The sequence below is a fragment of the Mycobacterium marinum genome (genome assembly GCF_003391395.1).
GTDB lineage: Bacteria > Actinomycetota > Actinomycetes > Mycobacteriales > Mycobacteriaceae > Mycobacterium > Mycobacterium marinum.
In genome coordinates this window covers 5,434,972-5,459,011 of sequence record NZ_CP024190.1, presented here as the reverse complement: position 1 = coordinate 5,459,011, position 24,040 = coordinate 5,434,972, and the positions used below count along the sequence as shown (strand labels likewise).

At 66.2% G+C, this 24,040-nt stretch carries 20 protein-coding genes and 1 tRNA gene; 8 read left to right on the top strand and 13 right to left on the bottom strand.

The window, feature by feature from the left end; genetic code table 11:
* The first annotated feature begins 86 nt into the window (after positions 1-86).
* Positions 87-275 (top strand): antitoxin, encoded by a 189-nt coding sequence (locus tag CCUG20998_RS22920; RefSeq protein ID WP_011738542.1) that lies wholly within the window; start codon positions 87-89, stop codon positions 273-275.
* A gap of 4 nt (positions 276-279) precedes the next feature.
* Positions 280-726 (top strand): type II toxin-antitoxin system Rv0910 family toxin, encoded by a 447-nt coding sequence (locus CCUG20998_RS22915; protein WP_020729617.1) that lies wholly within the window; start codon positions 280-282, stop codon positions 724-726.
* A 111-nt stretch (positions 727-837) separates the two neighbouring features.
* On the opposite strand, the gene CCUG20998_RS22910 is transcribed toward CCUG20998_RS22915, so the two are convergent.
* Positions 838-1,836, bottom strand: coding sequence for an EspA/EspE family type VII secretion system effector (locus CCUG20998_RS22910; RefSeq protein ID WP_231389724.1), 999 nt, complete (start codon positions 1,834-1,836; stop codon positions 838-840).
* 420 nt (positions 1,837-2,256) lie between these two features.
* Between CCUG20998_RS22910 and CCUG20998_RS22905 the strand changes: the two genes are divergently transcribed.
* Both CCUG20998_RS22905 and CCUG20998_RS22900 read left to right on the top strand, forming a co-directional pair.
* Positions 2,257-3,030, top strand: a complete 774-nt coding sequence (locus CCUG20998_RS22905) for a VOC family protein (protein ID WP_020729619.1) — start codon at positions 2,257-2,259, stop codon at positions 3,028-3,030.
* A gap of 70 nt (positions 3,031-3,100) precedes the next feature.
* The gene (locus tag CCUG20998_RS22900; protein ID WP_012396159.1) at positions 3,101-3,535 is read left to right on the top strand and encodes a hypothetical protein; all 435 of its coding nucleotides are present in this window, start codon (positions 3,101-3,103) and stop codon (positions 3,533-3,535) included.
* Positions 3,536-3,540: 5 nt separating this feature from the next.
* Here the strand turns inward: CCUG20998_RS22900 and CCUG20998_RS22895 are convergent, their stop codons facing one another.
* The 9 genes from CCUG20998_RS22895 to CCUG20998_RS22850 form a co-directional block, all read right to left on the bottom strand.
* Positions 3,541-4,014 carry a VOC family protein gene (locus CCUG20998_RS22895; RefSeq protein ID WP_012396158.1) on the bottom strand — a complete coding sequence of 158 codons (474 nt, stop codon included), beginning with the start codon at positions 4,012-4,014 and terminating at the stop codon, positions 3,541-3,543.
* 16 nt (positions 4,015-4,030) lie between these two features.
* Positions 4,031-5,551, bottom strand: a complete 1,521-nt coding sequence (locus tag CCUG20998_RS22890; protein ID WP_020729620.1) for a carotenoid oxygenase family protein — start codon at positions 5,549-5,551, stop codon at positions 4,031-4,033.
* A 1-nt stretch (position 5,552) separates the two neighbouring features.
* A complete protein-coding gene (locus tag CCUG20998_RS22885) occupies positions 5,553-6,788 on the bottom strand; it encodes an acetyl-CoA acetyltransferase (protein ID WP_020729621.1) in 1,236 nt (411 codons plus the stop codon).
* Positions 6,789-7,042: 254 nt separating this feature from the next.
* Positions 7,043-8,311, bottom strand: coding sequence for a PPE family protein (locus CCUG20998_RS22880; RefSeq protein ID WP_081651076.1), 1,269 nt, complete (start codon positions 8,309-8,311; stop codon positions 7,043-7,045).
* Between the two features lie 8 nt (positions 8,312-8,319).
* The gene (locus tag CCUG20998_RS22875; protein ID WP_011742041.1) at positions 8,320-8,619 is read right to left on the bottom strand and encodes a PE family protein; all 300 of its coding nucleotides are present in this window, start codon (positions 8,617-8,619) and stop codon (positions 8,320-8,322) included.
* A gap of 311 nt (positions 8,620-8,930) precedes the next feature.
* Positions 8,931-9,734, bottom strand: a complete 804-nt coding sequence (locus tag CCUG20998_RS22870; RefSeq protein ID WP_020729624.1) for a DUF3298 domain-containing protein — start codon at positions 9,732-9,734, stop codon at positions 8,931-8,933.
* Between the two features lie 718 nt (positions 9,735-10,452).
* Positions 10,453-10,947 carry a cupin domain-containing protein gene (locus CCUG20998_RS22865; RefSeq protein WP_231389726.1) on the bottom strand — a complete coding sequence of 165 codons (495 nt, stop codon included), beginning with the start codon at positions 10,945-10,947 and terminating at the stop codon, positions 10,453-10,455.
* A gap of 62 nt (positions 10,948-11,009) precedes the next feature.
* A complete protein-coding gene (locus CCUG20998_RS22860; RefSeq protein ID WP_036456058.1) occupies positions 11,010-11,240 on the bottom strand; it encodes a hypothetical protein in 231 nt (76 codons plus the stop codon).
* 272 nt (positions 11,241-11,512) lie between these two features.
* The gene (locus CCUG20998_RS22850; RefSeq protein ID WP_081651051.1) at positions 11,513-12,364 is read right to left on the bottom strand and encodes a class I SAM-dependent methyltransferase; all 852 of its coding nucleotides are present in this window, start codon (positions 12,362-12,364) and stop codon (positions 11,513-11,515) included.
* 954 nt (positions 12,365-13,318) lie between these two features.
* On the opposite strand from CCUG20998_RS22850, the gene CCUG20998_RS22840 reads away from it, so the two are divergent.
* The 4 genes from CCUG20998_RS22840 to CCUG20998_RS22815 all read left to right on the top strand — a co-directional run bounded on the left by CCUG20998_RS22840 (position 13,319) and on the right by CCUG20998_RS22815 (position 21,477).
* Positions 13,319-14,629, top strand: coding sequence for a PPE family protein (locus CCUG20998_RS22840; protein WP_020729631.1), 1,311 nt, complete (start codon positions 13,319-13,321; stop codon positions 14,627-14,629).
* A gap of 280 nt (positions 14,630-14,909) precedes the next feature.
* On the top strand, positions 14,910-15,398 hold the full coding sequence (locus tag CCUG20998_RS28230; protein ID WP_172607221.1) for a hypothetical protein: 489 nt from the start codon (positions 14,910-14,912) through the stop codon (positions 15,396-15,398).
* Positions 15,399-16,393: 995 nt separating this feature from the next.
* Positions 16,394-20,164 (top strand): PE family protein, encoded by a 3,771-nt coding sequence (locus CCUG20998_RS29115; RefSeq protein ID WP_406682464.1) that lies wholly within the window; start codon positions 16,394-16,396, stop codon positions 20,162-20,164.
* A 449-nt stretch (positions 20,165-20,613) separates the two neighbouring features.
* On the top strand, positions 20,614-21,477 hold the full coding sequence (locus tag CCUG20998_RS22815; protein ID WP_036456448.1) for a thioesterase family protein: 864 nt from the start codon (positions 20,614-20,616) through the stop codon (positions 21,475-21,477).
* Positions 21,478-21,914: 437 nt separating this feature from the next.
* Here the strand turns inward: CCUG20998_RS22815 and CCUG20998_RS22805 are convergent.
* From CCUG20998_RS22805 to CCUG20998_RS22795, 3 genes are all read right to left on the bottom strand, one after another.
* Positions 21,915-21,990, bottom strand: a tRNA-Arg gene (locus CCUG20998_RS22805).
* 28 nt (positions 21,991-22,018) lie between these two features.
* Positions 22,019-22,843 carry an LLM class F420-dependent oxidoreductase gene (locus tag CCUG20998_RS22800; protein WP_172607307.1) on the bottom strand — a complete coding sequence of 275 codons (825 nt, stop codon included), beginning with the start codon at positions 22,841-22,843 and terminating at the stop codon, positions 22,019-22,021.
* Between the two features lie 21 nt (positions 22,844-22,864).
* Positions 22,865-23,926, bottom strand: coding sequence for a poly-gamma-glutamate hydrolase family protein (locus CCUG20998_RS22795; protein WP_020729638.1), 1,062 nt, complete (start codon positions 23,924-23,926; stop codon positions 22,865-22,867).
* Positions 23,927-24,040: the final 114 nt, after the last annotated feature.

The window sequence follows — 24,040 nt, the reverse complement described above, 5'->3', positions numbered from 1 at the left end:
GGTAGTCACCGGTCACATCACTGACGCTGACAAGTAGGGTTTCCGGGCAGACGCTGACCATCCCCGAGAGAAACGGACGGTTGCACATGGGAATCCTGGACAAGGCGAAAGACCTGCTGGCGCAGAACGCCGACAAGGTCGAGACGGTGATCGACAAGGCCGGCGAATTCGTCGACGAGAAGACCGAGGGGAAGTACTCCGACACCATCCACAAGGTGCAAGAGGGGGCCAAGAAAGTCGCTGGTCCCGGCGCCGCGGGCGAGCAGCAGAACTGATCACATGGCGAAACTTTCCGGGTCGATCGACGTGCCGCTGTCTCCGGACGAGGCATGGATGCACGCATCCGATCTCTCCCGCTTCAAGGAGTGGCTGACGATCCACCGAGTGTGGCGCAGCACGTTGCCCGAAACCCTCGAAAAGGGTGCGGTCGTCGAATCAATCGTGCAGGTCAAGGGCATGCACAACCGCATCAAATGGACCATCGTGCGCTACCAGCCGCCGGAAGGCATGACCCTCAACGGTGACGGGGTCGGCGGCGTCAAGGTCAAGCTGATGGCCAAGGTTGCAGCCGGAGAAGAAGGCTCGGTCGTCAGCTTCGACGTGCACCTTGGTGGGCCGGCTCTGTTCGGTCCGATCGGCATGGTCGTCGCCGCGGCGCTGCGCACCGATATCAACGCATCGCTGCGGAACTTCGTCACCGTATTCGCCCCGTCGGCCGCCGGCTAACCCGAGGCGGCTCCGGGCGCACGTCGCGGGCGCGTAGCCACCTTGTTGACGCGGAGGCCGAAATCCGTTCCGTCGGGGCCCGCGGAAGGCAACTTCGAGTGCTCAGGTGCGTTATTGGACGCGCTGCTGGGGCCCTCCTGGGTTCCCGGCCCTGGCGCCCACCGGAGCGCGCGGAGCGCCGGTGGGGCCCTCCGCGGTGCCGGGTCTGTCGTGGGTCAGTGCGGCGATTAACTGTGCCTGTTGGCTGGCTGTGTTGGTGAGTTTGGCGAGCGCTCCGGTTGTCCCCGAGAGCCCGGTGAGCCGGCGCAAGGGTGCGGCTAGCTGAGCCATCGCGGGTGGCGTGGCCAAGGCGGCCGGTTCGGGCAGTGTCGGCAATCCGGCCAAGCCGGGGACGGGCAAGTCGGGTGCACCGAAATCGGGAAAGCCGGGGCCCGGCAGCGTGGGCACGCTGAATTCAACAGAGCCGGGTAAGTCGGCCAAAGCCACCGAGATCTCAGCTGTCTCGGGGAGCTGCCCGGTGCGGTCAAACAGACCGGCGACATCGAATTCCGGATCGGAATGTGACGGCGGCAGGGGCGCACCCGCCAGCCCGGGAACCGGGTCGGACAGAGTTGGCAGGGTCGCCAGCATGTCGGTCAATTTTTGTGTCGCGGAATGCAATTCACTGTGGTCCTGGGATGTGGTGTTGCACAGATCGACCAGGAAGCCGCTCAGGACGATCAACGCAACCGCGCATGCGGCTATCGCGACTTCCATCGAAAGAGCTTGGCCTTCGGGGCCATCTGCCAGTTCATACCAAAGGCAAAGCGCGAAGGTACCGATGAGCGCGATCCTCTCTACGATCAGGACATCGCGAACCCTTTCAATCGCTTTGGCTTGGGCGGAAACCAGCTTGCTGGTTTCATGGTCGAGATCGCCCATCAGCTTCACGCGCTGTGACTGTGCGAGGTTTTGGGCTAGGTAGGCCTGCGCCGCCAGGCCCTGCCAGCCGTCGTCGGGGCCAAGAGCGGCGATTTGGGCACTGAGTTCATCGAACTTGGCGCCGCTGGCCGCCAAGCGATCGCCGTTGTCCGGGGGCCCGTCGCCAAGCGATAGCTCCAGAGCGGTCATCAATCGCATAGTCCAACCGCAAACGCTGGATCCGCGCCGGCCCTCCGCGGAGCTTGCTACCGACCTTTCTCGTTCGAGTAGCCACTCAGCCAACTCCCGCGAATGCTCCAGCCACGTTTCCTGCGCCAGATCGCAAAAGATCTGCCAAATGTCCACGGGTTGCCCTTCCGGTCGCCTGCCAGGGGGATAGGACCACCGCGGCGCGTTATCGAAGAGAATGCTCGTCAGGGTGGCCTGGGTCAAGCTGGTCAGCGCGGATGCGTAAGTACTAGAACGCCATTCGGTGATCAGGGGTGGGTGATGACGGCCCCTCATCGATGGCGGATCGGGTTAAACTTCGCGACTGCCGATGAGTTTCTGGATCGGTCGTGGTCCATATCTGTGAACCCGCATCCGGGCCCACACACTAGGGAGGTCATCGTGCCCATCCGTAACGCCGCGCCGCTAGGCGCCCCCTGCTGGATCGACCTGACGACATCAGACATCGACCGCACCCAAGACTTCTACGGCACGGTTTTCGGCTGGACGTTCGAGTCGGCGGGACCCGAATACGGGGGCTACGTCAATGCCGCCCGTAACGGCCATCCGGTCGCCGGCCTGATGGCCAACAATCCCGAGTGGCAGGCGCCGGACAATTGGACCACCTACTTCCACACCGCTGACATCACCGCGGCGGCCGCCGCGGTGACCGCAGCGGGCGGCTCCAGGTGCGTGGACCCCATGGAGATACCCGCCAAGGGCTTCATGAGCATGGCGACCGACCCGGCCGGCGCGTTCTTTGGGCTGTGGCAGCCGCTTGGGCACCGTGGATTCGAGATCATCGGTGAGGCGGGCGCTGCGGTCTGGCACCAATTGACGACCCGTGACTACCACCCCGCGATCGACTTTTACCGCCGACTTTTCGGGTGGCAAACCGAACAAGTCGGTGACACCGACGAATTCCGCTACACCACCGCGTCCTTCGACGGTGAACAGCTCCTCGGGGTGATGGACGGCGCTAGGCTGCTGCCCGAGGGGGTGCCATCGCAGTGGAGCATCTTCTTCGGTGCCGAGGATGTCGACAAAACGCTGCGGATGATCGCCGACAACGGTGGAGCGGTGGTGCGCGGCGCCGAAGACACGCCCTACGGCCGGCTGGCCGCGGCCAGCGATCCGACCGGGGCGAACTTCAACCTCTCGTCACTGCGGGCCTAGCCCGACGACACCACGCTGGCCCGGCGGTCGGTTGCCCGGGCCTAGGTGGCATTCGACTAATCTCGCAATCATGACTCGCCGGTTGCGCCCTGGTTGGCTGGTCGCCCTGTTTGCCGCGGTCATGGGAGCCAGCGCCTGGATGCCGTGGCTAACCACGGCGGTTGGTGGCGGGGGTTGGGCGAATGCCATCGGCGTTGCGCACGGCAACCTGGAACTACCGACCGGCTTCGGCGCCGGCCAGCTGATCGTGTTGCTGTCCTCGACGCTACTGGTGGCTGGCGCCATGGTGGGCCGCGGTCTGTCGGTCAGGCTCTCTTCGATTGCTGCCCTGGTTATTTCCTTGCTCATCGTGGCGCTCGCGGCGTGGTACTACAAACTCAACGTCAATCCACCGGTGTCGGCGGAGTACGGGCTCTATGTTGGTATCGGCAGTGCGGTGTGCGCGGTGGCATGCTCGCTGTGGGCGGTGGCCGCCGCCGCGTTCGGCGGTCGATCGACGCGCTAAAGTCCTCAGCCGGAAGGGAATTCGTGAGTTCCCGACGCGGCGCTTTCACCGGGTTCGTTGACTCCGTACACGAAGGGTGCGAACACCACCTCGCGTCCATCCGGATCACGGAAGGTGACCGCTCCCACGGCTTCCCAGTACGGGTGCTGCTGGACTGGTTCGATCGCCGCCTCCCTGAGGCGTGCGATAGCCGCTTGCTGTGCGGGCTGGTCGGGGAAGTAAAGGCATAGCTGTTCGTGGTGATCGACCGCGACGGTGTCGACCGACTCGACGATCTCGAGCGTCAGATTCCAGCTGGGTAGCCCGAATATCGCGCCGTTGCTGCCGAAACTGTCCCCGAACGTCTCGAAGAGTGGAAGGCCCACCAGTTCGCGGTAAAACCGGACGGTTTCTTCGAAGTTCGACGAGCGGCGAGCAAACCGCATGGCGCCGATCGAGGCAAGTTCATGGGGCCAATGGGTGTGCCGGCGTCGCTTCATGTCCGTTCCTTGGCGGTTAGAGCCCGATAGCGCTGGGCGCCGAGTCGGCATGGTGCCAGCGGCGCAATTCATTACCCGGCACCCATGTTGAATGGGTTCCGCTGGAAATGCGTTCCGGCAGTTCCAGTTTGCACACCGGGCCGTCGGCGATTCGGGCGGCGTCGAAGACCAGGCAATACGAGGCGTCGTCGTTCATGTCGGTGGTCAGGGTTACCAGGTAGCCGTCATCTTCGGCCGAACTGCCCACCCGTGGAGCCATCTGGGTCTCACTGCCATAGACACCTTCCCCAAACGAAATGCTTTCCTGATTGCCGGTCAACAGATCATGTTTGACCAAACCGTCGAACAGGAACCAGCCCGGTTTACCGGTCGCCGCGTAGGCGTAGCGATATTGGCGGGCGGCATAGTCGGAATTGATGGTCCCGAACTCGGTGATGGACTCGGACAGCCGTTCTTCCTTGACCGCGCCGGTGACCAGGTTGAGCCGCCATCGGTGCAATCGGGTCTGCAGGCGATCCAGCGCCAGGAAGCGGAACAGCTTTTCCCACTTGGTGCTGCTGGCGCTGGTTTCGAGGGGGTGGGGCGCGCCCTCGAAGAAGCCGTCGAGCACGATCTCGTCGCCTTCCTCGTAAGCGTTGGTGAAATGCAGGACGAAGGTCGGATCCGCCTCGAACCACCGGATGTCGGCAGTGCTGCCCCGGCGGGGAATCACCGCGAAGCGCGACGGCATGTCCGGGTAGAAGCGCGGCAGATGAAGGTTGTGTTCGAGCAGCTGCGGATCCCAGAAAAGGGGGAAGTCGTTGAGGATGGCGTAGTTCTCGGTGAAGGCCATGTCATGCGGCAGCCTGGGCCCGGGCAGCGGGATGTCGACGTAGTGCGCCAGTTCGTTGTCCTGGTCGACAACGCCGTAGCGCATATACGGTTCTTGCTTGCTGTAGTTGAAGAAGAGCAGCTCGCCGGTCTTGCCGTCGACCTTGGGATGCGCGGATACGCCCCAGTCGAACGGGAAGTGTCCGCTCCAGGTCTCTTTGCCCAGCGTGGTGGCCGACGACGGATCCACCCGGTAGAGGTCCCCGCACTGGTAGAAGCTGGTTAGTGCGATGCCCCGGTGCACGATGACGTCGGTACTGGACGCGTCCTTCATCAGCGTGCGAGCACCCCAGCCCTGGTCACGCTTGGCCAGTTGTATTGGCTCGGCCAGTCCGGGCCACAGCGGTTCGCCCGCCTCGTTTTCCGCCTGGAAACCATCCGTCTGGATAAAACGGTTGCGGTAGAAGGCCTTTCCGTCACGAAAGCCGACCACGTGCAGCATGCCGTCTCCGTCAAACGGGTGATAGGTCTTGAATGCCGGATGCAGTGGATTCTCGGTGTTGCGCAGGTAGATGCCGTCGAGGTCATGGGGGATCTCGCCCTCGACCACGGTCAGGTCGTCAGCGTTCCATTCGGTGGTTTGCGGCCGCCACGGCCCGGTGCGATATGGGTGGTCGTCGTCTTCGGGAAGAGTGGACAGATACTTACCGACGATCTCGACATCCATGTCATGCGTCCTTGGTTGTGCTGACAACGAAACTGACGGTGGTGGCGGTGCTGCCGCCGAAGTTCAGCGTGCCGAACTTGGTCGCGTTCTCAACCTGATAGTCGCCGGCCGCGCCGCTGACCTGCTTGGCCGCATCGAGCAGCATTCGTACGCCGGAAGCTCCGACCGGGTGGCCGCCACCGATCAGTCCTCCGCTCGGGTTGATGGGCAGACGTCCGCCGATCTCGATCTCACCGTTTTCGATGGCCTTCCACGATTCCCCCGGGCCGGTCAGCCCGATGTGGTCGATGGCCAGGTACTCGCTGGGGGTAAAGCAGTCATGGACCTCGAACCCGTTGAGGTCATCGAGGCTCACGTGTGCGCGGCGCAAGGCGTCGAGCGCCGCTTTCCGCACATGCGGCAGCACGTATTGACCCGACTCACCTTGGGCCGGGCGGTCGAGTTTCTGTTGCAGACCCAGCCCCACGGTGCAATGCCCCCAGCCGTCGATGCGGCCGATCGGGCGCGCACCCGGATGGTCGCGCAGATAGGCATCGTTGACCAGGACCAATCCCGCGCCACCGTCGGTCATTTGACTGCAATCCAACCGCCGCAGCCGGCCTTCGGTGATGGGATTGGTGGCATCGTCGTCGGTGATTGGATCCGGGATCGTCCATCCCCGAGTTTGGGCGTTGGGGTTGCGGCGCGCGTTGGCGTAGTTGAGTTGGGCGATGCTGCGCAGGTGCGTGTCGTCCAGGCCGTAGCGTCGGTCATATTCGTCGGCAACCTGCGTGAACACCGACGGCCACAGGTAACGCGCTTCGGCACCCTCGTGTCCGGTCCAGCCCGCCGCGCCCAGATACTGTGCCGCGGTGTCGCCGGGCACCGTCTTCTCCAGCTCGAGCCCGACGACGAGCGCGCTGTTGTAGAAACCCGATCGCAGATCGGCGATCGCGGCCAACGTTGCCACGCTGCCCGACGCGCACGCCGCTTCATGACGGGAGGCCGGGGTATCCCAGAGGCCATCGGACACCGTCGCGGGCATCGCACCCAGATGGCCCTGCCCAGCAAACATCTCGCCGAAGGCATTGGCGACATGTACGACCCCGATGTCGGCGGCATCAATATGGGCCGCGGCCAGCGTGCCCGGGACCACCTCAGCGGTTAGGTCCGCAAAGTCGCGGTTTTCCTTGGTGAGGTTGCGGGCGAAGTCGCTTTGATAGCCGCCCAGAATCCACACACCCGTTGTGCCGTCCATAAGCGGCACGGTACTCCTGGTCGGCGTGCGTGCTCCTTCATATCCCGAGAGCCGTGTCGAGGACCGCAAAAGCGTCGGGAATAGGCCGGAAAAAGTCGGTCCCGTCGGCTCTCGGGCTGAACCGACGGGACCTAGGTAGGCGTATAGGCCGGCCGATACGCCCCCCTTCGGGGAAACATTGCCATCCGCGGCCGATGACAAACATGTTCGGCGAAACCTGGCGTGGATTGGGGGGAATCGATGGCTGGGATCGGTCAGGGGCGGGCGGCCGGTGGCCCGCCGGCCGGCGGCGGTTTCTGGATAACCACCACCGTCGGCTTGCGCTGTGGCTGTTCGTCTTCGTTGGTCGCCGACTCGCTGGGGCTACGACTGCCCGCGCCGGTTGCGCCGCGTCCGGCCAGACTCGCCAACGCCATCCCGCTGAGCAGGCCGGTCGGAGCCACGCCGCCGATGTCGGGACCGGCAGGCGCGCTCAGCCCGCCCGCGCTGGGCAGCGATTCGACGGCCAACCTGATCTCGGGGGCGGCCATGGCCCAGCTGTGCGGCACCGACAGGGCGCCGACCAATGCCGCATGTCCCACAAACGCCGAGGTGGGCACGACGTTGGGCGCGGACACCAACACCTCGGCGTCGGGCCGCTCCGTACCCAGGGTGTTGCCCTGTGTCGGTGCCACCCCACCGCCGTTCGGTTGGGCGTGGTCATTGTTGGTGCTGTAGCTCCAGGGCCTGGCGGTGTTCACGGCGGAAAGGCTCAAGCTGGCTGTCGCGGCGACCGCGATGTAGGCGGCCAACAGGTCCAGTTCGCCGACCGGGGTGGGGATGGAGATCGCGGCCGGTGCCGCCAGGTCCGAACCGGCCGGGATTGTGGGTACCTCCGCCGCGAGTCCCTGGGCCGTATCGGTAGCCGTGGTCGTCGGCTGGCTCGCGGTGGTTTGCGCGGTTGTGCCGGCGGCCGCGGCGCCCGCTGCCGTGTTCGCCTGCGCGCCGCTTGGGTCGGTCGACTGCATGGGCGAGGTGAACGCGGCCAACGTCGACGCGGCCTCCGATGCCGCCGAGTACTGGTACATGACCGCGGCGTCCTGGGCCCACATCTCGGCGTACTCGGCCTGCAGCGTCTCGATTGCCGGAGTGTTCTGTCCGAGGACGTTGGCAACCACCAATGACGCCACCTGGCTGCGATTGGCCGCGATCAGCGGCGGTGGCACAACGACCGCAAACGCCGTCTCAAATGCCGTCGCCGCCGCCCGGGCCTGAGCGGCGGTTTGCCGAGCCTGCTCGTTGGCAACGGCCAACCAGGTCGCATACGGCGCGGCCGCGGCCGCCATCGACGCCGATGCCGGACCCATCCACGATTCGAGCGTGAGGCCCGAGACCACCGAGGCATAGGACGCGGCGGCGGAATTCAATACCGTGGCAAGCCCATCCCAGGCGGTGGCCGCGGTCAGCATGGGCGCTGCCCCCGGGCCCGTATACAACAGGCCCGAGTTAACCTCAGGTGGTAAAGCCCCGAAGTCCGTTGCCAACACCTTCCTTAGCCAGCCGCAATCACGTTCGCGGCCTCGGCGGCCTCGTAGGACTGCGCACCGGCGGCCAGCGCGGCGACAAACCTGTCGTGAATCGCCACGGCCTGGGCGCTCACCATTTGATAGAGCTGGGCATGTGCGCTGAACCGCGCGGCGGTCAACGCGGACACCTGGTCGGCCGCCGCTGGCGCCACGCTGGTGGTGGGAGCAACGGCGGCCGCGCTCTGCGCGCTGACCGCCGAACCGACCTCCTGCAAACTCCCGGCCGCCGCCGCCAGCCGCTCCGGTTGGGTGACCACAAAGCTCACCAGATCCTCCCAACTCCCATCGCCCATCACCGACCAGCCGCCAGTTCCCACCGGTCCCATCAGAAGCGCCAAGCCGCTGGTCTGAAGCCACGCGATCGGCATGGTTGAGAACCCGGACAGCAAAGCAACTCCCTGGCTGCAGGGTACTTGCTCTGGTGCGCGACGGGCCCGGGTTTGGCCTCGATCGTTATTGGATTTGAAGAATTCTGCTCTCGGTGCGTCCGGCACAGGTCGATGTGGCGTCGTCGCACGCTGGGTTGGGCTCGCGAGGTGCGTCCACAGCAAAGCCCCCGCGGCGGTGGATTGGGCCCCTAGTCGTGCGCCAGTGCCACCATGTCGGGCGCCAGCACATCGGTGAGCGCCGACCAGGGCACCGTGATCACCGGAAGCCCGTGGCCAAACTGGTAGTCGAAGAAATGCAGCTCGATGCCCTGCGATGTCGGAATCCAGTTGGCGAAGTTCTCCGCGATGGGCCTGTTGCCAGGCTCGTCGAGCATTGGGCTCGGGCCGCCGCCCCACACCTTCGGAAAGATCAGCTTGGTTTGCTCGGAAAGCCGCTCCAATCCCGCCTGTTCGTTTGCGAACAGGTCGGCAAGGGTGATGGGCTTGGCGCTTCGGCTATCGATAACGATGGTGTTGACGTAGTTGTTCGGGTGCGCGGCCTCTTTGGCCGAGTGAACGCCGGTGATGACTTCTGCGATGGCGACGGGGCGGAATGTGACCGCTGAATGTGATTCGAAGTCCCACTGGGTATCGGGGCCCGTCTCGGCGCGCATCTGATCGAGTTGCTGATGCCCCGACGCGTCGCTGGCCTGGTTGAAGGCGTCTCTGACGCCGGCATCGCCGCCGGCGAGCTGACCGATGTTCACATCCCATCGGCCCAGATTGTCGGGGGTGGCGCCGGTAACCGAGACCATTGTCACCTCGTAGGTCTCGCCGTTGGACACCCCGGACTTCGCGCCGGCGGCCGCGGCGGTGGTTGGCGACGTCGTCGCCGTCTCGCTCGTCGAGGAGGAGGCGGCTGTCGTCGGCGGTGAGGCGGTCTGGGGCGCGCACCCAACCAGGCCCGCAGCGGGCAGCGCGATCGCGATTGCGGCGCTCAACATTCGCGACACTTGGGCAGCCCGGGATGCAAGGCGTGCTGGGATCGGAAGCGCTGCAAAAGGATTCAATGATTCGTTATCGCTAGCGTGTGGGCACTCGACATTTGGATCGTACACAACGCCGTCGACCAAGCAAATCTCCGGGTGACGAGCCGGACCGGGCGGCCGCGATGGCTAGCTCCTGCTCTGATGCTCCTTCGGCAACAGCGCCGCGACGTGGAGGACCTTGCGTCCGCAAAGCGCGACCAATCCGGGTACCGTGAGCGCGAAGCGAGAACGGTCCGGGGAGGTTGCGCGCACATGGAGTGCTTGATGGCTGAACTTGACTGGCTTGTAACCCAATTCGTGCCCTGCGTCGCGCACTGTTGAAAGGCTGCCTTTCTCGATGTGGATCATGCTGCTCAGTGCTCTTGTGCGGCAGCTGGGACGACAAGCGTGGAACGGGAAGCTGGGCGGCGCAGAGGATCGGGCACGCCACCGACGTTTCGTATCCGGCATCGATGGGGATGAATGACAGTTGTCGGTGGGCATTTTCGCTATCGGCAACATTGCAGGACCGCGCCGTGGACGGGCGCCGTGGCCTGTATTCGACCGCATCCGAAGATTTTCCACCGCCAGTCGGTCCAGCTCATCGACCTACTGGAGGTGCCCCTGGCGGAGCGGGGCATCGAGCCGGACGCTCGCAGTGGCTCCGTCCTCTAGTGGTCGTGATCGGACTGGCTGGTGCGTATCACGATGGGTCAAGCGTGAAGTCGGCAAAGTCAAAGCCCGGCACCACCACACAACTGACCAGGGTGGGTTCGTCGCCGAGGGGCCAGGCGCGTTGCCAATGTCCGGGTGGAATGAGAAGCTGCGGACGTTGTCCGGCTCCGACGTCTTGGCCAATTACATGTCTTGTCGCAGTTGATTTTTCGTCTCCGATGTCCACCGCCAGTGGGCTGCCGCGATGGAAGAACCACAGCTCGGCGCTGGTCACGCGGTGCCAAGCGGAGTGCTGGTTTGGCATCAGCAGGAACAGGATCGCGGTGCCGGCGCTGCGTGGGCCGTCGTATTCGGCTGGCAACGAGGACTGACCGAGTGTCAGTGCACTACGCCAAGTTTCGCGGAACCAGCCGCCCTCGGGATGGGGGGATAAGTCCAGACTTCGAGCCCAGTCCGGCAGTGTCTGCGCCGCCGTCGAATCGTCGCGGTCGTCAATTATGTCGAAGGTTTGTGGGCTCCTCATGCCTTCGAAGCTAGGTATGCCGCATTGATCTGGCCACTAACGGGCACGAACTGTGCGTTAGATCACAGGCTGGAGGTCGCGGACTCCGAAAAGGCAGTGCGCCAAGACAACACCGCGAGTCCTCCGGTGCTGATCAGGCCCAGGGCCGAGCCGTGACTGCACACATTGATCACGAACAGGACCAGCGCTAGCCCGGACATCGCTGCGTAGAACGTCGCGCTGTACTGGGGTTTCCTCGTCCCGCGCGCATCCTGGTCGTCGTTGGCGCGGCTGGGATTGGGCACGCCAGTCATCGTTGCATGCGACTCCGCGCGCTCTCGGCATGGTCGGTTGCGTCCAGCCCGGCAGCGACCGCAGTCGGGCCAGCGGTGATTTGACCGATCGCGGCGGTTTCGGCGCGGGTTCCACCGATACGGGTTGTGGTCACGACCCCGACGCTGGAAGCTTGAGTACAGTCGTAGGCGTCGACATAGCGCCAAGGCGAACCGGCTGGCAGCAGTGCATGACCCATTGTGCAGGTGTTGAGACAGGTGGTCGCGGAGCGGAGGGTCTTGCGTCGAAGTGGTTAACGCTTGATTGCTTGAACGGTGTAGGTCATCGGAATCCGGTCGCGATCTTCGGCGAGGATGAATTCGCCGTCGTAATCCGGGCTGGGGATCATGGCATCTCCCAACGGATTCCATGGGACTTCGCGATGCTCTTCGAGGCCGGTAACCATCAGTCCGGCGTCGGTGAGCGCGGTGAAGATCTCGCCGAGCCCATGATTGAAATGGATGATCTGGGGTGAGGCGACAGTTCCGTTACCGGCATAGGTTTCATGCTCGACGAACGGGATGCCACTAGTTTCAAAGTATGGGTATTCAACGACGACAAGCCTGTCGGGTCGCGGATCGCTCAGCGCCCACAAGAACGGATGGCCCTCGCGCATTAACAGCCTTCCACCGGGCCGGAGCAGGCTTGCGACAACATCGGCCCAGCGGCTGATGCTAGGAATCCAGCACAACGCCCCGAGGCCGGTGTAGACGAGATCGAAACGCTCAACACCGAGTGCTTGCACCGCGTCATAGACGTCGGCCTCGACGAAACCGACATCGGCTCGGGCGCGCATCGCCAGGTCCCGGGCGGCTTGCAGCGCGGCAGGGGAGAAGTCCAAGCCCACCGTTGATCGTGGCCCCAGCCGAGACAACGAGACCGTATCGGTGCCAATGTGACACTGCAGATGGGCGATATCGAGGCCATCGAGTTGTCCGAGCCTCGGCAGGTCATATCGAACTTCTGCAGACAGAAAATCGGGATCGTCGAAGCTGTCGAGGTCGTATCCATTGGGCCCGGTGTGCAGCGGCACGCGCGACTCCCAATTCGCCAGATTCAGGCTGCGCCAACTGGCAGCCATCGGACGTTGTGACACGTCATCCATGCCGACAGGATTGCATGCGCGGAAGCCGCTCCCCGACTCGCACCCAGCCGCAAGTTCCTCTCGCCAGGCGTGGATGCAGTGGATGATCGGTTTGCTGTCGTGGCCTGCCCCGTATCGGCGACAGCATCGCAGACCAGAACGCCAGCCTGCCCGCGGACAAGCGGGTCACGTCCGTCTCCGGCCGGGCCCGTGCCCGGCATCGGACGGTCGAGCTTTTCAGGTCGACTCGAACGAATCGACAAACCACCGGCAATAACGGACTGATACCGCCGCGCGGCCATGCTCACCCCCTCATCCAAGGAGTGTCAAAGATCAACCCTGCGACACCGGCTTTGGGGGAGCCTGCAAGCTCACCTGGTATTGGTCGCGAATGAGGTCCTGAACCGGCGATATGCGCCAATCGGTACCGCGCGAAACCATGCCGGTTTGCAGGTTCACCGACCGAGCACCGAGCGCAGATCGGCGTTCGATTTCGGGCTCCGCAACGAGCGTGGCCCCGGCTGCGGCCGAGGGCTGTGAACGCGCCGCACAATGGTTGCCGCACAGCCAGTCCCGGGCATGGTGAAACACCTAAGTGTGTTGGCGGATGATAGCTTGTAGCGCATAGGCCGTGCTTGTCCAATAGTTGGACAAGGGTGATCCCGGGTTGACGCACCCGTGTCACCTGGGCTTTTCAGTCGGCGGTCGACATCCATGAATCGAACGCCATGACCATGGTCGCCCGCGACACCGCCGAAGCTCCCGAGTGGGACGCCTCGGCCGCCCGCGACTTCCTTGAGAGAAAGGTAAGCGTCTGTTGTGTAACAGTTTTCATCACATACCACCCGCGCGCACATCCAGCCGAGTAACGGTCGACGTTGTGACTGGTCAGCGGCTGGCGGGTCTACGTGGTCGCCTGCGATCGGCAGGCGTCCTTCATCGTGGCCGCTACGTCCAGCTCGCAGGTGATCGATCATGACATCGCCAGTATGGATGGGTTCACCGCCCGAGGTGCATTCGACGTTGCTGAGTTCGGGTCCGGGTGCGGCGTCGTTGCAGGTGTCGGCGTCGGCGTGGACGTCGCTCGGCGCCGCGTATTCCTCGGCGGCTGACGAACTCACCGCCGTGGTGGTCGTTGGTGAAACCGAGGTGTGGGAGGGGATGGGTGCCGCGAGTTATGCGGCTGCGCACCAGCCGTGTGTAGCGTGGTTGATGAGGAACGGAGCCGAAGCCGAGGCGATGGCGGCCGAGCATGAGGCGATGGCCGCCGCGTATTGCGCCGCGCTGGCGGCGATGCCCACGATGGGCGAGTTGGCCGAGAATCATCTCGTTCACGGTGTGTTGCTCGGGACTAACTTCTTTGGCATCAACACCGTTCCGATCGCCGTCAACGAGGCTGACTACGCGCGCATGTGGGTCCAAGCCGCAACTACCATGTCCGCCTATGACGCGGCCTCAACCGTGTTTTCGGCGCGAGCGCCACAAACGACCCCTGCACCACGACTAATCCACTCCCTTAGCGATAACGCCCCGAATGTGTTGCCGCAGGCTGCAAGCGTGCTGGGCAGCTGGTCGGAGTTTTGGGAAGAATTCTTATACAACCTCGGCGAGATCTTCTCTTATGCCTGGGATTCCATGGTGGTGCTCGGCATGGATATCGGCGAGTACCTGGGTGATCCCATCGGCTTCTTGATAGCGGCGGTCATCGGCTTTTTTGGGGGCTTCGCGTATGGAGCTGTGTATGAAGCGGTGGCTGGGCTTCTGGTGGCGCACAGCGTGTCCGAGGCCATGGCGATCTTGCTCGCTCTCGCCAGCGTGCTTGCGCTTGATTTTGCAGTGACCGCGATGGTGCTCAGCGCCGTTGCCGTGCCACTTGCCGCCGCGATCGCTGTGCCAATCGCATTGCCGATCGCATTGCCGTTGGGCATTGATGCGTATGTCCGGGGTTCATCGGACCTCGGTGTGGGCGTGGCAGCCGCTGGTTTGCGGAGTGTGAGTGTGTCGTCGCTAACGCAAAACATTGACACTCCAACGCAACTGGGAGGTCTTGCCGGTGTTCAGTCGGTGCCTGGGCCGAATGATGCCGCGGCGGGTATCGATCAAGATTCTGTGAGGCATGGGTTGGCAGGATCGGTGGGTGTGGGGGATGTGCAGTCGTGGGGGTTTGTCGGGACGTCGGGTTCAGCGAGAGGGGAGCCATCGGGCTTGTCGGTGTTGGGTGCTGAGTCCGGGGGCCTGCGGGTGCCGGTGTTGCCGTCGTCGTGGGATCTGAGTTTGTCGAAGTGATCGGCTTTGATGGCGGCTTGTTGGCCGTGCTACCGCGGCGCATCGTCACCCTCCCGGTGCGGCTGGCTCGGCCACAGCGCCAACCCATCCAGCACCCACCCACCTACTTGCCCCGAACCTGGTAGTGACTCCGCGGTGGCACAACCTCGGGCAGGGGCCAACCAGTAGCCATCATCGCTCGGTCATCCTGCGAGAGGGACTGCTGGAACTCTTTGCCGTGTAGCACCTTTCGGTCAATCCCCTTGTCTGCTGCGACCATAGTTGCGGGTACGGTGAGGAGGTGCGTGACGCAAATGTGTGGGTACCTCGCTTGATCGTCGCAGTCTCACTGTCGCTAGCTATTGGCACGGCAGCCTGCGATCGACATGAACACGCCACCAAACCAATCAGCACCTCTGCTGCGCAGGATATTTCCTCTCCCGTAGAGCACCGAATCGTTGAGCTTGCAATTTCGGACATCTCAACGCAGCTTGGCATTCCAGTCGGTCTCAACGTCAGGCGCCTGAACGCTTCGGGAACGTGGGTGTTCCTGTATGGCCAGATCGTCGCTGGCGATGGGGGCAAACTGGACTACAGCGCTACCCCATTCGCGGATGCGGCCGCCAACGGGCTCAAGACCGATACCTATGCGGGCCTATTCCAGGCCAGCGGCGGTGATGCTAATCAACGCTGGACTCGTGTCGATAGCGCCATTGGGCCGACTGATTTGGCCTGGAGCGATTGGGCCGTGCGGTACGCGGCACCGGCAGAGATATTCGATACACGATAGCGGGCGGAGCAGACGCGACACATTGTTGGGCTCAGCTGTGTGCAGTGGTGCGCCTCCGTAGCAGCCGGCGAAGTGGGACGGCGACCAGAGGTGTCCGAGCGGCGGGCACACAGGCTTCGGTGTATTCGCGGTGCACGGCGTGGGCGGTGTGGCCCTCGAGTCGCTGGACCGGTGTGGAGATCGCCAAAGTGGGTGGGTAGGCGACGAGCAGCGCATGTGGTCGGCTTCCCCGTCGAACTCGATCAACTCGGTACCGAGCTCGGCGCAGACCTGCCCCATGGTGTTCTCGCCACCTGCGAGTGGCCCGATCCGCCGAAGTGGGATAGAAAATGACACCACTTCGCGCGGCTTAACGGATGCAATCAATTGCCCAATCGCCATGTTTTCGATTGGTAGCGCATCCGGTGCGCTAGCCGAATTCACGTGCCGCGCGCCGCGGCCGCTTCCTAGATCGCGTTCAGATTTGCCAGCAACGCGATGATCGCCGTGGCCGTGGGTGCTGTCGGCGGCCAGTTGGTGCAGATGGGGAGCTGGCGCGAGCTCGCCGGACCGGTTAGGTCATATGACTCATCCCAGCAGGAGTTTCGGCGACGAGACTTTGCATACCGTCGGCGCGAGCTGCTTCAAGCTGCTCGGGCTGTCTGCTCTTCGATGGCCAATTGGGGACAGCGCATGTCGTTTCTCATCGCAACGCCGGGCTTTGGGGCGCTGATGGGCGACCAACACCGCTATGGCCACTGGCGACCTGAGGCGCCGATGGCAAGGGGCGTCGTTCATGACGCGAAAGCCGCAATAGTCGCGAAAGTCGTTGTACTGCAACGTGGCGATCACCGGGACCTTCGGGAGCTACGGGCTGAATATCCGGCGCTCAGTGCGCGGGTGCCGGTGTTCCACGAAGAGTTTGTGCGGGCGTTTTGCTCGGCCGCGCGCCGCGTCTGCGGGCACCCGCTTGGTCTCAGAGAAGAAATCGTTTACGAGTTAAGGGGTCCCAGATGTTGTCTTACGTGACCGCAGCGCCTGAGGCGTTGGCCGCCGCGGCGGGAGATTTGACGGGGATCGGGGAAGCGCTGCGGGCGGCCACCGCGGCGGCGGCGCCCTCGACAACGAGCCTTGTTGCGGCGGCCGGTGACGAGGTGTCCACCGCCATCGCGACATTGTTCTCGGAACATGCGCAGAGCTATCAGGCACTCAGCGCACAGATGGCGGCATTTCACGATCGGTTCATGAACGCCCTGGCGGGCGCCGGCGGGTCGTATGCGAGTGCCGAGGCCGCCAACGCCACGCCACTGCAGACCATCGAGCAAGACCTGCTCGGCGCGGTGAATGCACCGACACAGGTGTTGTTCGGACGCGGGTTGATCGGCGATGGTGCCAACGGCACTGCACCCGGGCAGGCAGGCGGGGCGGGCGGGCTGCTAATCGGCAACGGCGGCAACGGGGCGCCAGGTGCCGTCGGCCAAGCGGGCGGGGCTGGTGGCGCCGCTGGTCTGTTGGGCAACGGCGGCACCGGCGGGGCCGGAGGAGCCGGGGCGAACGGTGGGGCTGGCGGCTCGGCGGGCCTCTGGGGTGCCGGTGGGGCAGGGGGCGCCGGTGGGGCCGGCGCTACCCCGGGTGGGGCAGGCGGTGCCGGTGGAGCCGGCGGCGCCAATGGGCTTGTCGGCGGCGGTAACGGCGGCGCCGGTGGTGCCGGCGGGGTCGGCGGTGACGGTGCGACCGGCACCACCGGCGGGGTCGGCGGTGACGGCGGGACCGGCGGGACCGGCGGGGTCGGCGGGGTCGGCGGGGTCGACCGGGCGCTGATCGGTTGGTCAGGTGGGGCAGGCGGGGTCGGTGGATCCGGCGGGGCTGGCGGTCTGGGCGGCACCGGCAGCGCTGGCGCAGGCCTGGGCGCGACCGGCGGTGACGGCGGGGCCGGCGGGGTCGGCGGTCAGGCGGGAGCCGGCGGCGCGGGTGGGGCGGTGACTGGCTCAATCAATCCTTTGGGGAATGCCGGCGCGCACGGGGCCAATGGCACCGGCGGGGTCGGTGGTACGGGCGGTCACGGCGGTGCCGGCGGAACCGGCATCGCGGGCACCGACGACCTGGTCAGTCCGACCGCGGGCTATCAGGGTGGGCAGGGCGGTATGGGCGGCAAGGGCGGTGACGGCGGGGCGGGCATCGGCGGGGTCGGTGGTGGTGCCGGCGGCGAGGGCGGTGTCGGCGGTGCCGGCGGTACCGGCGGTCAGGGCGGTGCGAACACCGGCGCCACCGGCGGCATGGGTGCCGACGGTGGTAAGGGTGGCACGGGGGGCGCCGCGGGTGCGGGCGGTATGGGCACCGACGGCGGCGCGGCGGGGGCCAATGGCACCGGCGGGGTCGGTGGTACGGGCGGCGACGGCGGTGCCGGCGGAACCGGCATCGCGGGCACCGACGACCAGGTCAGTCCGACCGCGGGTCATCAGGGTGGGCAGGGCGGTATGGGCGGCAAAGGCGGCGACGGCGGGGCGGGCATCGGCGGGGTCGGTGGTGGTGCCGGCGGCAAGGGTGGTGCCGGCGGGGTCGGCGGCACCGGCGGCCAGGGCGGTGGTCCGGGCGGCACGGGCGGTATCGCCAGTGCGCTAGACAGCGGCGCCGGCGCTCAGGGCGGCGGGATCCCCAGCACCACCGGGGTGCCCGGTGCGGACGGAGGTAAGGGCGGTACGGGTGGCACCGCGGGTGCGGCCGGTGTGGGGGTCGACGGCGGCGCGGCGGGCAGCATCGGCACCGGCGGGGTTGGTGGCCAAGGCGGCAATGGTGGCGCCGGCGCCGACAATGACGTCAATGGCACTTCGGGTATTGCGCCCACCGCGGGCGGCCAGGGCGGCCAGGGCGGGCAAGGCGGTCAGGGCGGTGACGGCGGGGCGGGCATCGGCGGGGTCGGCGGTGGTGCCGGCGGTCACGGCGGTGTGGGCGGATCCGGTGGCGCCGGTAGCAACGGCGGCAACAACACCGGTAGCACCGGCGGGGTCGGTGCTGAGGGAGGTAAGGGTGGCACGGGTGGCACCGCGGGTGCGGCCGGTGTGGGGGTCGACGGCGGCGCGGCGGGCAGCATCGGCACCGGCGGGGTTGGTGGCCAAGGCGGCAATGGTGGCGCCGGCGCCGACAATGACGTCAATGGCACTTCGGGTATTGCGCCCACCGCGGGTGGCCAAGGCGGCCAGGGCGGGCAAGGCGGTCAGGGCGGTGACGGCGGGTCCGGCATCGGCGGGGTCGGCGGTGGTGCCGGCGGCCACGGCGGTATCGGCGGATCCGGTGGCGCCGGTAGCAACGGCGGCAACAACACCGGTAGCACCGGCGGGGTCGGTGCTGACGGAGGTAAGGGTGGCACGGGTGGCACCGCGGGTGCGGCCGGTGTGGGGGTCGACGGCGGCGCGGCGGGCAGCATCGGCACCGGCGGCGTCGGCGGCCAGGGCGGCGACGGTGGGTCCGGCGGCACCGGCACCCTCGGCACCGACGGCACCAACCCGACCGGCGGTGGCCGAGGCGGCCAGGGCGGTCAAGGCGGTCAGGGCGGCGACGGCGGGTCCGGCATCGGTGGGGTCGGCGGTGGTGCCGGAGGCCACGGCGGCGTCGGCGGATCCGGTGGCACCGGTGGCACCGGTGGTAGCAATACCGCCAGCACCGGCGGGGTCGGCGCTGACGGAGGGAAGGGTGGCACGGGTGGCACCGCGGGTGCGGCCGGTGTGGGGGTCGATGGTGGCGCGGCGGGCAGTATCGGCACCGGCGGGGTTGGCGGCACCGGAGGCGAGGGTGGGTCCGGCGGCACCGGCGTTGCCGGCGCATCCGGGATAACGCCTGCCGTTGGTGGACCAGGCGGCCAGGGTGGTGCGGGCGGCACCGGTGGCGACGGTGGTGCCGGCATTGGTGGGGTCGGTGGTGGTGCCGGCGGCCAGGGCGGCCAGGGTGGTGCTGGCGGCAACGGAGGCATAGGCGGCGCCTACACCGGTACCGGACCCGGGAGCAGCGCGGCCGGTGGCCTCGGCGGTACCGGCGGAGCTGGCGGCGACGGTGGGACACCCGGTGCCGGCAGCACCACGGGTGGCGCGGGAGGTAATGGCGGCAAGGGTGGCAACGGCGGCTCTGGCGGCACGAACAACTCCGGCACCAGCACGTCACCCGGATTCGGCGGTGGCGGTGGGGGTGGTGGTGCCGGGGGCCACGGCGGCAACGGCGGCGGTGGCGGTGCCTCCGGTGGCCAGGGTGGCACCGGAGGCGACGGCGGGTTCGGAGGAACCGCGGTAAGTCCCACCACCGGAAGCATTGGCGGTGGCGGCACCGGCGGTGGCGGTGGCGGTGGTGGCAACGCCACCGGTGCGGCGGGCGGCACCGGCGGCGGTGGCGGTGGTGGTGGTGCCGGCGGCGCCACCGCTAGTTTCGCAGTAGGCGGCGGTGGTGGTGGCGGTGGTGCCGCCGGCGGCCCAGGCGGTACGGCCGGAAACGGCGGGGTTGGCGGTAACGCCTTCGCCGCGGGCTTCAGCGGGACCGGCGGTGCCGCCGGGGTCGGGTCCGGGGCGCCCGGGGGCGTCGGTGGTGGTGGCGGCGGCGGCGGATTTGCACAACCAAATCTCTCGAACGATGGAACTCCCGGTGAAGATGGCTTCAAAGGCGGCCACGGCGGACTCGGTGGCGACTTTGGATTAGGGGCGAACGGCGGCCCAGGCGGCGATGCCGCCGGCGTGGGTGGGCATGGCGCCACTGCCTACGAATTCAGCGCCACCGCACAAGGCGGCCAGGGCCAGTCCGGTTAGCGCCGAGCCACTCCGCCGCTGCGCCCGTGGGGTGGTCGATATCCGCGGAACGGTGGCGCCCACAACGGCAACCGGGTGTCGGTGAAACCGCGATGCCGGCGGGTAAGCGTCCGGGACGCGCTGGTCATCCGCGACGTAGTTGTGACGCTGGCCGGGCGGAAGCGAAGGCAACACGCTGCGTAGGTGCTGAGGGATCGGGCGGCTTAGTCTGGACGGCGCGGAGGTAACACGGTGAAATTGGAGTCACGATCGGATCGATCTGCTGAACACTCCTACCGCGTGGCCGGTGGTCCTGGCGGCCCAAATCGCCTGCACCAGAATCTGTCCCGTCGCCAGCCGGCCACCGGTGGATGGCCTTCGTAGGATTCGATACCGGGCAGGAAAACAGATGACCGATCATGCCCGCCAGCACAGACCCACTCACCCAGAATCGGAATGCAGCCGAAACCATGAGCAGTAGCCGACCCTTCACCGACCTCACCACCGTCCATGACCTCGGTGACGGAGCGTATAGCGCCACCATCGATCCCATGTGGACTATCGGACCTAAGGTGCACGGTGGCTGCATGATGGCGGTCTGCGCAGCGACCGCGCATCGGACGATCGGCGATGCGGTCGACCTGGCGCCAGTCGCCCTGAGCGCCAACTACATCAGCGCTCCAAACCCGGGCGAGGTGCAGCTCACCACGAAGGTCCGCCGGCGCGGACGGCAGGTATGTCTCGTCGATGTGGAACTGTCACAGGACAGCCGCACCGCGGTAACCTGCTCGGTCACCCTGGGTCCCGCCGATACAAACCCACCACGACACAGCGAACCACTGCCCGTGTCGGAGATGCCGGTCCAGCCCTCCGCTGATGCCATACCCGTCTCAGCCGAGCATCCCCTGGCCCAGATCCTCCATGTGAGCCAAGGATGCGAGCTTGCGATGGATTCCGCCACCACCGGTTTCCTCGTCGGGCAACGCGGAGCACCGATCAGCCGGATGTGGGTCCGCCCGTTCGCCTCTGACGAAGCCGACCCCGCCGCCGCAACGCTGTTTGCGATCATGGCCGGCGATATCGCCCCGCGCGTCACCGTGAACTGCGGCATCTTCGGCTGGACCCCCACCGTCCAACTCACCACCTACCTGCGGCGCCGCCCCGCCCCCGGCTGGATGCGCGTCATGGCCAGCTCGACCGTCATCGGTGATAGCTGGTTCGAGCAGGACCACGTCATCCTCGACGCCACCGGTCAGGTCGTGGTCCAAAGCCGCCAACTAGCCATGCTTCTGGAGGCCGCCGGGGCCTCGCGACGAACCGCCGTTGACGGCTGATCACGCCCGAGAGGCGCGGGCCTCCCCGACACGTGCGCCTGATTCAAATCAGCAGTTGCCATGCCACCGTGCGCGTGGCCGTTTGACGTCAACCGGATGCTGGGTGCCAGCGATTCCGCTGCGTCGGCGCCTTGCTGATTCCGCGAGCAAGTTGCTGCGGCGGCAAGCCACCCGCCGACGAAGAGAGCGCAGCAGCTCGCCATCGAGGTGGACATCGCAGCGCGCACCGGCATGATGGGCGCCTACGCAGACCTGCTGCCAGCCCACACAGACCACATCGGTGGTCGCCACCCGACGGCTAGCTCAGCCATGCTCAACTCCCTCGTCTAGGGAGTGCCAAAGATCAACCGAAACACCGTCAGGCATCAACCGAAGACAAACCGTCAGGCATCAACCGAAGACAAACCGTCAGGCATCACCCGACGTCATACACCACATGGTGCCCCCGGCAGGATTCGAACCTGCGACACCGGCTTTAGGAGAGCCGTGCTCTATCCCCTGAGCTACGGGGGCGGCTTCGCTGAGCTTACCGGGGGGCGACTCAGCGCAGCTCGGCGATCACCTTTGCGAAGTTATCCAGGTGATTGTCCTGCACGGTGAACGACGTCACCCCATAGATATCGCGGTAGCCGGCCAAGGTGTCGGCAATTTCGCGCGGTGACCCGCCGAGCACCGAGTGCAGCGCCAGTATCTGTTCGTCGGACAGCTCTGGCGCGTACCGGCGGGTCATCGCCAGGTCGGGCGCGGTTTCGCCTTCGTTGGGCAGGGCGGTGATCGCCAGGTTGAGCTCGAGCGCGTCAAACCGGTCGCCGGCGGCCCGGCGGACAAAGTCCACACGTTCGGCCAGCGGATCGTCTGCCCCGTGGACGTTGGACCCGGTCAGCCCGACGATGTTGGCCTGCTGGGCCGCCAACGTCATCACCCGGTTACCGTTGCCGGCGATCAGGATCGGCACCGTCGGGTGATGCTGCTTCAGGTAGGCCGTCATGTGTTCGAGATAGTCGACGCGGGCTCCGGCGCTGGGGTAGGGCAGCTCGGCGGCATCGAACTCTTCCCGGACGTAGCCGGTGCCCAGGCCGAGCTCGAGACGACCTTCGCTGAGCAGATCCAGGGCCTCGGCGTCGCGGCTCAGCAGGGCCGGCTTGTAGAAGGCGGCGTTGAGCACATACATGCTCAACCGCATCTTCGTGGTCACCATCGCGGCGGCGGTCAGGGTGGGAAACGGCGCCGCGGCACCGAGATGATCGGGCACGCAGAGAATGTCGAAACCGAGATCTTCGGCCCGTTTGGCCAGCTCTTGCAGCGCTGCGCGCGATTTGATGAAGCGGACGCTCAACCCGAAGCGAAAATCTTTGGCCACCAACAATCTCCGTTCCACCATCGACACTTACCAAGCACGCGCGGCAGCCACCAGGCCTTGTACCAGGGTGGCGGTGACCGGCGACAAACCGTCGTCCCTGGGCAGGGGGCTGCGGGGGCTGAGCCCTCGCACCCGGATGGACAGTTCCAATTGCGCCCCACCGCCGCGGACCCGGTTGACCGGGTTGTCCGGATGCAGCCCGCGTAGCTCCGCCGGGATGGCGTCCAGATCGGTGACCACCTGGTAACCAGGCAGTTCAAGGTGGCGCGCCAGGTGGTCGGCCAGCTCGCGGTTGCGGCCGCCGGCCAGCAGCTGGGTGCCACGTCCGATGCGGCCGTAGCCGTGCAGTGAGACCGCGACGTCGACGTGGTCGAGGAACTCCGCGAGCCGCGGCGACTCGCCGGGGTCGAACCGCGACGATGGCAGGTGGTGGGGGTAGCGGTCGGGATGTCGCAGCACGTACACCGATGAGCCAGCGGCATCGGCGGCTCGCTCGGCGATGACGTCGGTCATCTTCTCCAGGCCGCCGCCGTGGATGGCGAGGAAGCCGAAGCGCGACCGTAGCTGGCTGATCTCGCTCAGGCCGGGCTCGCTCAACAATGCCGAAAGCGATTGTGGCCCAGCGCCGGAAGCCGCCGCGGATACCGGCTGGAGCCAATGCACCGGATCCCAGCGGTGCAGAAAGTCGATCCAGCGTTGCGGTAGCCCGTGATGCAGCGCGCCGTCGATGACGCGATTGAGGTATCCCGGCCGGGGCGGACCCGGGGTGATCCGGTGGTCGATATACACCCAGGCCGTCGTCGGTCCGTCGTGGGTGCGCACGCACAGCAGGTCACGCCGATAGCGGACCGGAACCCCCTCGGCGCTGTCCAGCGTGGCCAGGTCCCGATCGGAGATCTGCCAGAGCACACCGTGCACCTGGCCGCCGGTGAGCGGCTCAACGGTGGCCACCCCGCGCTCGTTGATCAACCAGTCGTGATCGGACAGGACCGCCGGACGCGGGTCGCTGGCGTCGGGGCATCGCACCGACATCTGCCGTACGCACAGGTTGGAACCGTATGCGAAGTACAGATGCCGGCCGGTGAGCATTTAGCGGGTCACCATCGGCTCGGCAGACTTCGACGCGGTGTTTTTTGACGCAAACCAACTCCCCGCGGGCCAGCACGGACGACGACGCAATCCATCCTGCCGTATTGTCGCCGC

Coding starts and splice junctions, on each gene's coding strand:
- CCUG20998_RS22900 (WP_012396159.1), top strand. CDS start 3,101: ATGACTCGCCGGTTGCGCCCTGGTTGGCTGGTCGCCCTGTTTGCCGCG.
- CCUG20998_RS22795 (WP_020729638.1), bottom strand. CDS start 23,926: ATGCTCACCGGCCGGCATCTGTACTTCGCATACGGTTCCAACCTGTGC.
- CCUG20998_RS22865 (WP_231389726.1), bottom strand. CDS start 10,947: ATGAGGAGCCCACAAACCTTCGACATAATTGACGACCGCGACGATTCG.
- CCUG20998_RS22860 (WP_036456058.1), bottom strand. CDS start 11,240: ATGACTGGCGTGCCCAATCCCAGCCGCGCCAACGACGACCAGGATGCG.
- CCUG20998_RS22915 (WP_020729617.1), top strand. CDS start 280: ATGGCGAAACTTTCCGGGTCGATCGACGTGCCGCTGTCTCCGGACGAG.
- CCUG20998_RS22910 (WP_231389724.1), bottom strand. CDS start 1,836: ATGACCGCTCTGGAGCTATCGCTTGGCGACGGGCCCCCGGACAACGGC.
- CCUG20998_RS22840 (WP_020729631.1), top strand. CDS start 13,319: ATGACATCGCCAGTATGGATGGGTTCACCGCCCGAGGTGCATTCGACG.
- CCUG20998_RS22920 (WP_011738542.1), top strand. CDS start 87: ATGGGAATCCTGGACAAGGCGAAAGACCTGCTGGCGCAGAACGCCGAC.
- CCUG20998_RS22815 (WP_036456448.1), top strand. CDS start 20,614: ATGAGCAGTAGCCGACCCTTCACCGACCTCACCACCGTCCATGACCTC.
- CCUG20998_RS22850 (WP_081651051.1), bottom strand. CDS start 12,364: ATGGATGACGTGTCACAACGTCCGATGGCTGCCAGTTGGCGCAGCCTG.
- CCUG20998_RS22890 (WP_020729620.1), bottom strand. CDS start 5,551: ATGGATGTCGAGATCGTCGGTAAGTATCTGTCCACTCTTCCCGAAGAC.
- CCUG20998_RS22895 (WP_012396158.1), bottom strand. CDS start 4,014: ATGAAGCGACGCCGGCACACCCATTGGCCCCATGAACTTGCCTCGATC.
- CCUG20998_RS22885 (WP_020729621.1), bottom strand. CDS start 6,788: ATGGACGGCACAACGGGTGTGTGGATTCTGGGCGGCTATCAAAGCGAC.